The sequence below is a fragment of the Desulfurococcus sp. genome, from assembly GCA_026626905.1.
Classification (GTDB): Archaea; Thermoproteota; Thermoprotei_A; order Sulfolobales; family Desulfurococcaceae; genus Desulfurococcus.
This window is the reverse complement of the sequence record JAPNUX010000001.1, coordinates 1-12212: the sequence shown is the minus strand read 5'-3', so window position 1 is coordinate 12212 and position 12212 is coordinate 1. Positions and strand designations below refer to the sequence as shown.

Sequence of the window (12212 nt, the reverse complement as noted above, 5' to 3'; positions counted from 1 at the left end):
CATGAGGCTCTACGTGACTGGTGGAGCAGGCTTCATAGGCAGCAACTTCGTGCGCTACATGCTTAAAAAGAATAAGGATACAGTTATCCTAGTCTACGATAAGCTCACTTATGCTGGACGGCTGGAGAACCTAGCTGGACTACTCGAGGATAAACGCCTCACCTTCATTAAAGGAGATATCGTTGACAGCGAGATGCTCTCGAAGACTCTAAGAGAATTCAAGCCTGACGTAGTAGTAAACTTTGCAGCTGAAACACACGTCGACCGCAGTATAGTTGACCCAGCTCCATTCATTGAGACTAATATTAAAGGCGTCTTCCAGCTCCTCGAGGCAACTAGAAGACTTGAAATACCCCTCCTCATTCACATAAGCACTGATGAAGTCTACGGGGACCGCTTAAACCTGCCGCCGGCAAGCGAGGAGGAGAAGCTACAGCCGAGTAGCCCCTACTCTGCTAGCAAGGCTGCCGGCGACCTGCTGATAGCAGCCTACTGGAGGACCTATCGGATCCCAGCTATAATAGTGAGGCCTTCAAACAACTACGGGCCGTACCAGTATCCTGAGAAGCTTATTCCACGAGTAATCATTAGAGCACTCAGCGGTAAGCCTATACCAGTATACGGTGGTGGAAGCCAGATTAGAGACTGGCTCTACGTTGAAGACTTCGCTGAAGCTTTAGAAATAATCATCAGTAAGGGGAGGACTGGAGAAATCTATAATGTACCCGGAGGCAACGAGAAGAAGAATATCGAGGTGGTGAAAGATATCTTAAGGCTAATGGGTAAGCCTGAGACACTGATACACTACACAGAGGATAGACCAGGCCACGACTACAGGTACTCGATGACAGGTGATAAAATACGCAGTTTAGGCTGGAAGCCTAGGACACCGTGGCTTGAGGGATTAAAGAAGACTATTGAATGGTATCTTTCAAACGAGTGGTGGTGGCGCCCGCTTCTAGACGACTACTACTTGAAGAAGGAGGAGCCGTGGAGGTGACACGAGTGGCAGCCCGTGTACTAGTGACTGGTGCAAGCGGGCTCCTAGGCTCCAAGCTAACGCTGCTTCTAGCTGAGAAGGGCTACGAGGTTGTAGCAGTCTACAGGGAGCATAAGACTCCAGGCGTGGAGAGCAGTACACGGAACATTAAAGCTGTACCTCTGTATCTCACAGACTGGATTCACCTAGAGGATCTTATACTCAAGGTTAAACCAGAGGTTATAGTTCACGCAGCCGCTTACACTGATGTAGATGGCTGCGAGCGAGATAAGATTCAAGCATGGAGGATTAATGTTGAAGCTACTCGCAGTATTGTGAGAACTGCTAGAGTCGTGAACTCTCATGTAGTATACATCTCCACAGACTACGTGTTCGACGGCGAGAAAGGATTGTATAGTGAGCATGATACACCTAACCCTGTAAACTACTATGGGTTAACAAAGCTGATAGGCGAGGAGATCGTTAAGAGCAGCGACCTCCTCTACACTATTATTAGGACTAGCGCTGTATATGGTGTAGGCGGCTCTAAGAAGAGCTTTGCAGAGTACATCGTGGAGAAACTCAGTAGAGGGGAGGAGGTTAAAGCCCTAGTAGACCAGTACGTGTCGCCAACATACAATAAGCTGCTAGCTGAAGCAGTAGCTGAAGTAGTAGAGGTTAAACCTCTAGGCGTGCTCCACGTAGCCGGGCCCCGGTTAAGCCGCTACGAGTTCGCTAGGATTACAGCTGAAGCCTTAAGCCTGCCTAGTAGTCTAGTAGTAGAGGCTAGAATAGATGAGTTTAAAGAGAAGTGGATTGCCAGGAGGCCACGGGATTCAAGCCTGGATACATCGAGAGCTAGAAGGATACTTAAGACTCCATTCTACGATTTAAACCTAGCGCTCAAGGAGTTCAAGAAGGAGGCTACTGTACTACTAGGCAGGTAGAGTTGAGGGGATGCCCTTCAAGAGCTTCAAGAGGCTTGAAATACCTGATTTAATTCTAGTGGAGCCAGTAGTATTCCCGGATGAAAGAGGATTCTTCGTAGAGCTATACAAGTACTCATCCTACATGCTGGAGGGAGTAAACTACGTGTTCGTTCAAGCTAATCTAAGTAGATCTAAGAGGGGAGTTATCAGGGGACTACACTACCAGCTTAAACCAATGGAGCAAGGCAAGCTGGTGACAGTATTAAACGGTAGAATAGTCGATGTAGCCGTGGATATAAGAAGAGGATCCCCGTGGTTCGGCAAGCACGTGATGGTCGAGCTTTCAGCCGAAGAGCCCCGGCTACTCTGGATCCCTCCAGGCTTCGCCCACGGCTTCCAGGCACTAGAAGACAACACACTAGTCCTCTACTTCGTGACAAAAGAGTACAGTAGAGAGAGCGAGAGATGCATAAACTGGAGCGACCCCGAGCTAGGCGTGAAGTGGCCTATAAGAGAAGCAGTAGTAAGCAGTAAAGACGAGAAGTGCCCTCCACTAAGAGAAGCAGAAGTAAACTTCGAGTACCCTTAAATCCTTAAACTCTTGTAGTCCAGGTGAGCGGGCATCGTGACCTGGCCACGTGTCTCTATACTCTGGTTAAACCATAATAGCATGAAGATATTGGATATCGTTAAGAAGTCCCTGGAAGCAGTAGCAGAACTCGACTACCCTAACTACGAGGTTATAATAGTTGACAACGGGTCAACCGACGGCAGCTATCAGGAAGTTAAAAATATCGCTGAAAAACTCCCAGTGGATAAGAAAGTTATTAGATTAGAGAGAAATCTAGGGTTCACAGGAGGTAATAATATAGCTTATAAGGCACGGGATCCAGGTTCCAAATACGTAGTATTATTGAATAATGATGCAATACCGCTTCAGAGTAGCTTAAGAGAACTCGTAGAATACATGGAGTCTATGAGGGATGTGGGAGCTGCTCAAGGGGTAATCATCAACCTGGAAACCGGGTTGATTGATACATCAGGCGGTATACTAACTGAACTACTTGTGGTTCATCAATTATATCAAGGTTTAAACCCGCATACTATTAAAAAGGCATTCTATGTAACATACGCTGACGGCGCTTACTCAATATATAATGTTGAAGCTTTGAAGAAAGCTACAGGCTATGAAGATAAAATATTCTATGATGAAATGTTCGCCTACTACGATGACTGCCTACTAGGATTAGAATTGTGGAACACCGGCTTCAAAGTGGTGTCTTATCCTATAGTTACTAGCCTTCATAGTAGATCATCTACATTTAAGCGGGTAAAACCCTTGCAGCTTTATCTCGCAACCCGGAATTATACAGTATTAAATGAAGTAAGCAATAGCAAGTATAAACTCCTGATAAGAAGTATAGGTTTAAGGAGGAGAGTACTGTTAAGGACGCTACTACTAGGTATTTTCCCCTCTATGGCTTCCATAATTTCAGGGAGTAAAGTAGCAGGTTCAGCTAGAGAGGTGTTCAGGATGCTCCATAAGGCTTACATGGACGGTATTAAACTTGGAGGAAAAATACTTAGAGAAAGAAGTACGCTGATAGACCTGTATAGGGCTCCCCTGATAAGAGAGGCCGAGAGTAGTGCTGTATTTAAATTGCTCACTGGTTTAGGTATCGATTATCTTAGGCGAAGCTATGCGGTAAAAATATCCATGTTGTTCGAGCGTGAATTGTATAAGTATGAAGCTGTAGCCTAGGATACTAATTTATGCAGGGTTTCCCAGTAGAGCAGTCGCAGCTCCTGAAGAGAAGCCTATTCCACTATCATAGCATACCTTAGTGAAGAAGAAAAATTCCTGGAGTGCATCACGAGAGCTGAGTATATAGTTGGCTACAGCGGTCTCCGGGGCTCCGAGTACTCAACGGTCATGGAATCTAGTGGAAACCAACTTCACTGAGGCTTCAATCTCAGGCTTATATTAATGTGAGAGAAAGTACTATATTTGATGATGAAGCTATGGAAACCCGATGATATTTCCATCTTTAAGCCTGGTGACCATACAAGTTAGAGTAGAACAGCGGTAAACCCGAAGGGGGATTGAAGCCTTGTGCTTGAAGCTTGCTGGATCGTGGTGAATGCTGTTTGAATTACTGTCTTACTTGAGAGGCTTCTTTCTCGTAGAGCCAGCATCGAACCCAGACTCCCTTATCCTTAATGTAGAATTCTGGTGGTGTTCTCTCGCATTTCTCAGATGCATGTGGGCACCTGTTTCTAAATCTACATCCTTTCACTATGAACTCCTTCTCCTCTATACCTCCCAGCTTTATCTTTGAGAGCCATGATGGCTTCTTCTCGAGGTTTGGTTCCGGAATGGATTCTACAAGTGTTTTAACATAAGGGTGGAGGGGGTCGATTAAAACTTTCTCTGCAGGGCCTCTCTCCATGGTTTGCCCTCTTAGTAGTATCATTATCTCATTGCTCACGTAGTACGCGGTTGAGAGGTCGTGTGTTATGTAGATGAAGGAAATACCCTCTTCTTCTTTAAGCTTCTTGAATATCTCGAGGATGTTTGTTCTAAGTGAAGCATCCAGCATTGAGACTGGCTCATCAGCAATTATAAGTCTAGGCCTGGGTATTATTGCTCTAGCTATTGATACTCTCTGAAGCTGTCCTCCTGAGAACTCTGAGGGCCTCTTACCCTTAACTTCCTCCGGGTGAAGCCCCACGGATTCAAGGCTCTTTGCTACTATATCCTCAGCCTCTTTTCTATCGCCGGCTATCTTTAAATTTAACGCTGTATCTACTAGGTAGGAATAGACGTCTCTGAGAGGATTGAATGTCGAGTAGGGGTCTTGGAATATAGGTTGAACTTCTCTTCTAAACCATTTTTTCTCATCCTTACTCAACTTGTGCACGTTCCTACCCTTGTAGAGTACTTCACCTGAGTCGGGTTCGAGCACGCCTAGAATTATCTTTGCTAGCGTTGACTTACCGGAGCCGCTTTCCCCTGCTATCGTGTAGATAGATGGATTACTGCCTAACTCTAGATATATGTTCTCAAGCGCGTTGAATTGAAATCCAAATACTACGCCGTATCTAAAGGTTTTCGTCACGTTTACTACTTTGAGGAGTGATTCCTCTGTCATTTCCTACCCTCCGAATACAGCCAGCATTTAACGTAGTGGCCTGGCTCTACTTCTACTAGTGGTGGCTCCTCCCTCCTGCAGATATCCCTAGCTAGAGGGCACCGCGGGTGGAAGCGGCATCCCGGTGGAGGAGACTTAAGATTCGGCGGTAGTCCCGGTAATCCCTTCCTAGGAGTTCTATCACCTATTAATGGAATTGACTCTATGAGGGCCTTAGTATAGGGGTGGAGCGGTTTCTGCAGTATCCTCTCGGTTTTACCTACCTCGACTATTTTCCCCGCGTACATGACGGCGATTCTATCCGTGATCATCGATATTACGCCTATATCGTGGCTGACAATGATGAGCGTGCTCTTATACTTTCTCACGTTTTCAAGCAGGCTTTGAAGCACTCCCCTCTGAACGATTACATCGAGCCCTGTGGTGGGTTCATCCGCTATGATTACTTTAGGCTTAAGCATGAGAGCTAGAGCTATTATTATCCTTTGCCTCATACCACCGCTTAACTGATGAGGGTACGCGTTGAGAACATCTCTTGTTAACCCTACCTCCTCAACATGCTTTGAAATAAGCTTTACTGCCTCATTCTTCTCCATGCCTGCATGATATTTTAGTGTTTCAATGAAGTGATCTCTAATCCTCATCGTGGGGTTTAAAACACTCATCGACTGCTGAGGGATGTAGCTAATGGTTTTCCACCAAAGTTTTCTTCTCTCTGCAGGTTTTAAGGATATCATGTCTACCGGGTTCTCACTAGCATCTAATACTACTTTTCCACTCTTCACGACTAAAGGTGGGGTTAAATCCCCGTATATAATTTTCACCAGTGTGGATTTCCCGCTACCAGACTCTCCAACTATTCCGAGGACTTCCTCATTGTAAACCTCGAGGCTTACATTGCTTACAGCATCTATGTAGTCTTTTTCGGATGAGCCTACCTGATACCCTCCTCTCACGCTTTCAAGCTTTAAAATCCAGTTTCCTCTCATTCAAGCTACCCCCTTAGTCTTCTTTCTAGGTTCGATGTATTCGGCGATACCAATGGAAATTAAGTACAAGCTTATCATTATCAGTATTATGAGTATTACTGGAGTCAGAAACCACCACCAAATACCTCTGAATAGAGAGGGGTAGCCTATAACAGACCAGTATATCATTGTACCCAAGGTATCCTTGTGGAGTATAGATAACCCTAGTATTGCAAGACCAGCTTCACTACCTATAGCATAGAGCACGGTATTGGTGAAGTTGACTAGGTGCCATCCAAGCACATGTGGCAGTATCTCCCTGAAAACTATTTCCCACTCAGTTAGTCCTGAGAAACTAGCTGTAATTATAAATTCTCTTTCTCTTAAACTCAGCATTATCCCTCTAACCTGTCTAGCCGGCCATGGCCATGAGGATATCGAGAGAATTAGTGCTATAAGAAACATGTTGATGTAGTTTTTAAGAAGCATGACGAGTACTACCTGTAATGGTAGCGGGGGTGTAACTATAAATATATCTGTTAGAGTCATTAAAAGCTTCTCAATTAACCCTCCTTTATAGCCGGCCACGATACCAGTTAAAAGCCCTATATGTGCTGCTATGAGAGCTGTTGTAAAGCCTATCAGCAGCGAGTTTGCCACAGCACTCGTAGCCGACCAGAAAACACTCCTGCCTGTTGTAGTAGTCCCTAAGAGAAGATCTAAGCTTGAAAATGATGGAGGAGCATCCTTCGGGTACTTGAACCATCTTTCAAATCCGGGAGGAGCGAATAGAGAGATTAAGGCGAATAGTATTAAAATTAAAAACAATATAAGTCCCGCTCTGAATTTCAAGCTTGACCTATATATACTAGCGGAAGTTCTCATTAGATTTACAAGATAAAGTTTTAAAGTCAACATCTTCACCTCAACCGTACTCTAGGATCTATGAAAACGTAGATCACATCGAGTATGAAAGTAGCCAGGGCTGTAGCATAGATTGAGAGCGTGACAATACCTATTGCTGTTGGGATATCGCCTGTCATAACAGACCTGTAGAGTAGCTGGCCAATCCCTGGATAAGCGAATACAACTTCTGTGAGAAGTGCACCACTAAATATCTGTCCAAGTGAAAGCCCTAGAGCAGTCACCTGTGGTGTAAGTATGTTTCTAAATACGTATCTTCCAATAATTCTCTTTTCAGGGAGGGCTCTTATAACGGCATACCTAACATAATCCTCGGATAAAACCCTTAGTGTTAAAGCTCTAGAGCTAAGGAACCACCATCCCAATGCACTTATCAATATTATTGAGAGAGCTGGAAGCGTCGTAGCCCTTAGCATCTCAGGGATAGTGTTGAGACTTATTGCGAACGAGCTTACAAGAGGGAATAGTGGTATCTTGAATATGAAGAGAAATACGAGGAGTAATGCTAGAATGTAGTATGGTATAGGGTAGAGTGTTACAGCTATACTCTGCAGGATTTTTGAAGCTATTGAGTCCTCTTTTAGAGAGGCTATCATGCCTATGATATTCCCGAGGACCCATGAAATTATAATTGATGTACCGAGAAGCCAGAGAGTATATGGGAGACGTTCTTCTATTAATTCGACTACAGGGGTAGGAAAACTCATAATTGACGGCCCGAAGTCAAATGTAAAGGCGCTTCTTAGAAACTTCAAGTATTGATCCCAAATAGTACCTGTAAGACCAAATAGCTCGTAGAGTTGCCTCCTAAGGATCTTTAAAGCTTCGGGGTCCACTACCTGTCCTTGAGCTGTCATCATGGCAACTATATTTTCGACTGCATCAACAGGCATAAATCTAAGGAGAATAAATGTAATACTAAAGGCTGATATAATGGTTATAAGGAAGTAAATAAACCTCATGAATATGTATTTTAAAAAAGCATTCATTTAGAATCACCTTCACCGTCTTCTTGCAATAACCCAGCCTACAGCTAAACCTATTATTAATGCTATTATGGCTACAACAGTCACAGTAGTAGTATCTAGTGTAGGAACAGTTACAGGGGTAGTCACAGCAGTTGTAGTCGTGGTAATTATGGTTCGAGTGACAGTCACCGTTCCTGCCGGAGTGCCTGGTGTCGTGGTGGTTGGTGCTTTAATGGGAGGCCAGCTAGAGGTTGGAGGAGTCCCTGGTTCATTGGGATATAAGTGGTCTACCCTACCTGTTGGCTGAAGCCTTAGAATAATGAAGAGCATCTGAGCCCACCAGTATACTGGATCCATGTAGTAGTTGTCTGGATAATACGGCCAGTTAGTCCACACGTAGTTATCGTTAACAGTGTAGAATGGTGTTGGGAAGAATCCTACCCATGGCAATTGCTCAGCCCAGATGAGTAGAGCTTGTCTCCCGAGCTCTATGACCTTGGGATCCGTGGATGGTAGCATCTCCATCTCATCTATTATTTTATCTAGTTCGGCTTTCTTCGAGAAGTTATAGTCTGACCATCCAACGCTAGGTGCACCCGGGTCAAAGTACTTGCGAGCCCACCCATTTATATGTAGGGTTAGATCCGATAGTAGCGAGCATCCAGGCCAGAATGCTCCAACTTCAAATTCACCCCTACTCCACGCTGTCGAGAATGGGCCACTCTCTACAGGTGCAACATCTACATCTATACCGAATGCTCTCCATTGGTCAGCTACTAGGAAGGCTATTCTCTGGCTCTCCATTTCGAAGCCTGAGGGAGCTGTTATCGTGATCTTCCATTTCTCACCATTGGGTAAGAGCCACTTGCCGTCAGGGCCTCTCCGGAATCCCACACTTGTTAATAACTGCTCAGCTAATTGGGGATCATACTTCCACCATTTGGTTTCAGGATCATAGCCTAGTTTCACTAATTCTCCTTCTAAAGGCTTATAATATAATTCCACTGCTAATGGAGTGGGTACAACTGGCAGTGCTGCGGGAACTGGTAGAGAGCCATCGGGTCCTTTGAATGCCTCATAGATATTTTCGAAGTTTATAGCGAAAGTTAAAGCTCTTCTAACCTCAGTTATATTGAATGGATATTTCAGGACATTGAACGCTATACCTTTAACACAGGCATCGTATGGGAAGGCATATGGTGCTTTCATTCCATAGTATCCACCTAGATATGGATTATTCTTCCATACTATATCGAAGTTTTCTGGAAGGAATGTTCTTATGCAGTCTAATTGATGGTTAACCATTGCTAGGGCCTTCTTCTCTTCAGGCCCGGGATGCAGGAATAAGACGTACTTGGGACCGGGTTTCATTCCATAGAGTTTAGTGCCCCACCAGTCCTCATATCTCTCCCAGAGGAACCAGTTTCCACCGGGATCTATGGCTTTTAGATTATATGGCCCTATGCACACCGGTGGATAGAATTTGAATTTAAGTGGGTCTTGCCCCTCCCATACGTGCTTGGGGAGAATAACGTTTGAGGGGCCGCCATATATTGTTACTGTGAAGAGTATTATGTGTAGTTTAGGACTAGGTTTACTGAGGTATATCTTCACGGTATAGTCATCTACTTTTTCTACCCTATCAATCCATTCCTTATAAGCTGGATTGGGAACTAGACCTGGAGTATTCTTGTAGAGATTAATGGTGAATACTACGTCATCAGCTGTGAATGGGTGGCCATCATTCCAGTATAATCCTTTTCTCAGATAGATTGTCATGGTCTTATAGTCTGAGGAGTACTCGGGTGGACTGGCTGCCAGCCAGTTGATCAGCTCGCTGTTAGTTGTATTAATGTACCAAAGGAACCCTGCACACACCTGGGAGAAGCCGGAAGCTCCGAAACCCGGTCTTCCAGGAATTAAGTAATTGAAGTTATCGGGGTCTGTGAATGTTCCATAATGGTTTTCCACAATGAGGATGTCTCCTCTCTTAGCTGTGACGCCGGGTGGTAGTGGTATTGGTATTTCCTGTCCAACTGCTATTAGTGATATCATGGGTGTTAGTAGTGTTGATACTAATAGTATCAGAGGAATTATAGCTTTTGTAATTCTATGTGTAGTCATTACTTCACCCATTCAATATAAAGTATGGTTCAGCAGTATTTAAATTTTTCTATGTAGAATTCCGTACCATATATACTCATATAATCTATTTTGATCTATAATTCCATACATTTACGTTATACAAGAATTATGGTTTTCAAAAATTATGAAGGGGTTAATCTAAGAGTTTTTACTTCGAATCCCTTTAGATGTAATCGCAATTTTCCTCCGCTGTATTCCTGAGAGCTTAAGGGTTCTTCGAGGAGATCCGCTTCACTAATGCTGAAAGCTTTCCATAGCTTTATTTCAGTTTCATTTGCAGTTCCAGTAGCATCATATATTCTCATTATAAGGCTTTCTCCACTCTCAGCTTTTTTCAGGGCTTCTATCAAGGCGCTACCACTTTCCACGGAAACATAGGTTTTCACGTACTCTGAGGGTGGTTTATGAGATGCTTTAACCTCGAGTTTATCCCATACCTCGTATGCTCTTCTATATACTTCACCCTTCCTGTAGTCTCCTTCATGAGCGTAGAGGTATACTTCAACATTGAATGGTTCGAGGTTGGAGTAGGGGTCTGGGAATAACGGTGATTTAGCTATTGTAAGCCCGATCCAGTCTTCTCTGGGGGAATACCCGTGTTTAATGGTGGAGATTACTGCAAGTCCTTTAGAACCATCTGATATATCGATCCATCTGAGGACTGGGAATTCATATTTCGCTTCATCCCACTTGCTCTGTGGTTTTAAAGCCCGTTCTAGAACACCGAATGGTATTTCGCATTGTATTTTATCGGAGTTTATTGATGGTTTCATCCATAACTTGAGGAGATATCCTCTTGTATTCCAATTTACATTCATCTTAACTTCTAGTAGTTTAGATGAGCCTTTTAGGCACACGTTCATGTTTACCTTAGAGTTTTTGAATCCTAGTGGGATTTCAACACAGGCTATTAATGGGCCTTCTAGTACTACTCTCGGCTCGCCGAGAGGTCTTAACGGTACACCAGGGTCTTCGAGAGAACTCTTTTCAATATCCCATGCATCGAATAGACCTGGCTTATCCTGGTGTGCTTTAAGCTGCAGGCTTCCTCTCCCTATAGCTTCCCATTTCAACTCCCTGCTTACTAGAGAGATACTTCCATCACTATACACGAAGACATCAATGAACTCGTTACTTAATATTATTCTACCGGGTTCTCTTTGAACTTTTACAGGTCCCTCTTGGACTGCAGGCTCACTAGATGTTTTCTCGAGGACACCGTAACCTATACCTGGTACCTCTATTTCAATTACAGTGTTTTCCCCAATGCTCTGTGCGCCTGCGACCTTCAGGTTTTTCGACACATATGTACCTCTAGGTAGTGTGATTACTTCTCGTCTAGTCCATGGTAGAGAGTTGAATACATATATGTACTTTCCACTAGGATCCTCCGGCCCGCTAAACGTGTAGAGCGTTCTTCTTAGTGTCTCCTCGCATTTCTGCAGAGCTTCCTCGAGGTCTTTATAAGCCTCCTGGTATGCTTCAAAGTTTGCTGAACCTGGTAGAACATCATGGAACTGGCTCCTCAAGAGCTTCTCCCAGATTTCACTAAGAGATTCCCTAGGGTAACGTGCATGGTTTTCAATCCAGGAGATAGTGGCCCAGATCTCTGTGGTTCTAAGACATCTTTCAAGCCTTGATACTAACTCCTTAATCTTATGGTTAGTTGTGTAAGTTCCCCTGTGTGTTTCAACGTACATTTCACCCTTCCACACCGGGAGCTTCTGAGATAATTCTTTCACGTACTTCACGTAGTCTTCGTCTGCTAAATTGTACTTTACTCTAGGTGTTGAAGGTAGTTTATTAATCCATAATAGTCTTTCAGCTATAAAGACGTTAGGTCCTCCACCTCCATTTCCATATCCTACAGTATGAATGGCTGCCCCATAATTCTTCTCGATGTGGTTCTCCCAAACCCTAAGTATTTCTTCAACTGTAGCTTCACCGTTGTAAGTTACAGATATTATGTGGACTGGGATTCTCGTACCGTCTAAACCCTCCCATTGGAAGAGGGTGTGTGGAAACTTATTGGTATCATTCCACATAAGCTTATGGGTTACGAATACTTCTAAACCAGCTTTTCTTAATAGCTGGGGTAGTTGGGCTGAGAACCCGAAGGAGTCGGGGAGCCATCCTATCCTCGCTAT

10 protein-coding genes are annotated in these 12212 nt (G+C 44.0%); 4 read left to right on the top strand and 6 right to left on the bottom strand.

Going from position 1 to position 12212, the window contains the following annotated elements; translation table 11 throughout:
* The first annotated feature begins 1 nt into the window (after position 1).
* The 4 genes from rfbB (at position 2) to OWQ48_00035 (ending at position 3670) form a co-directional block, all read left to right on the top strand.
* On the top strand, positions 2 to 1000 hold the full coding sequence (rfbB, locus tag OWQ48_00050) for a dTDP-glucose 4,6-dehydratase (GenBank protein MCY0867615.1): 999 nt from the start codon (positions 2 to 4) through the stop codon (positions 998 to 1000).
* Positions 943 to 1926 (top strand): dTDP-4-dehydrorhamnose reductase, encoded by a 984-nt coding sequence (gene rfbD / locus OWQ48_00045; GenBank protein MCY0867614.1) that lies wholly within the window; start codon positions 943 to 945, stop codon positions 1924 to 1926. Before rfbB ends, rfbD begins: the two co-directional genes overlap by 58 nt.
* Positions 1927 to 1936: 10 nt before the next feature.
* Positions 1937 to 2497, top strand: a complete 561-nt coding sequence (gene rfbC / locus OWQ48_00040) for a dTDP-4-dehydrorhamnose 3,5-epimerase (GenBank protein MCY0867613.1) — start codon at positions 1937 to 1939, stop codon at positions 2495 to 2497.
* Between the two features lie 81 nt (positions 2498 to 2578).
* Positions 2579 to 3670 (top strand): glycosyltransferase family 2 protein, encoded by a 1092-nt coding sequence (locus tag OWQ48_00035; GenBank protein MCY0867612.1) that lies wholly within the window; start codon positions 2579 to 2581, stop codon positions 3668 to 3670.
* Positions 3671 to 4061: 391 nt separating this feature from the next.
* Here OWQ48_00035 and OWQ48_00030 read toward each other — a convergent pair whose 3' ends face one another.
* The 6 genes from OWQ48_00030 to OWQ48_00005 form a co-directional block, all read right to left on the bottom strand.
* Positions 4062 to 5060 (bottom strand): ABC transporter ATP-binding protein, encoded by a 999-nt coding sequence (locus OWQ48_00030; protein MCY0867611.1) that lies wholly within the window; start codon positions 5058 to 5060, stop codon positions 4062 to 4064.
* Positions 5057 to 6049, bottom strand: a complete 993-nt coding sequence (locus OWQ48_00025) for an ABC transporter ATP-binding protein (GenBank protein MCY0867610.1) — start codon at positions 6047 to 6049, stop codon at positions 5057 to 5059. Before OWQ48_00025 ends, OWQ48_00030 begins: the two co-directional genes overlap by 4 nt.
* On the bottom strand, positions 6050 to 6856 hold the full coding sequence (locus OWQ48_00020) for an ABC transporter permease (GenBank protein MCY0867609.1): 807 nt from the start codon (positions 6854 to 6856) through the stop codon (positions 6050 to 6052).
* Positions 6857 to 6948: 92 nt separating this feature from the next.
* Positions 6949 to 7941: an ABC transporter permease gene (locus tag OWQ48_00015; GenBank protein ID MCY0867608.1), complete on the bottom strand. Its 993-nt coding sequence runs from the start codon at positions 7939 to 7941 to the stop codon at positions 6949 to 6951.
* A gap of 12 nt (positions 7942 to 7953) precedes the next feature.
* Complete coding sequence (locus tag OWQ48_00010) at positions 7954 to 10044, bottom strand: ABC transporter substrate-binding protein (GenBank protein MCY0867607.1); 2091 nt, start codon at positions 10042 to 10044, stop codon at positions 7954 to 7956.
* A 143-nt stretch (positions 10045 to 10187) separates the two neighbouring features.
* A partial coding sequence (locus tag OWQ48_00005) for a glycosyl hydrolase-related protein (protein MCY0867606.1) occupies positions 10188 to 12212 on the bottom strand: 2025 nt, incomplete at its 5' end.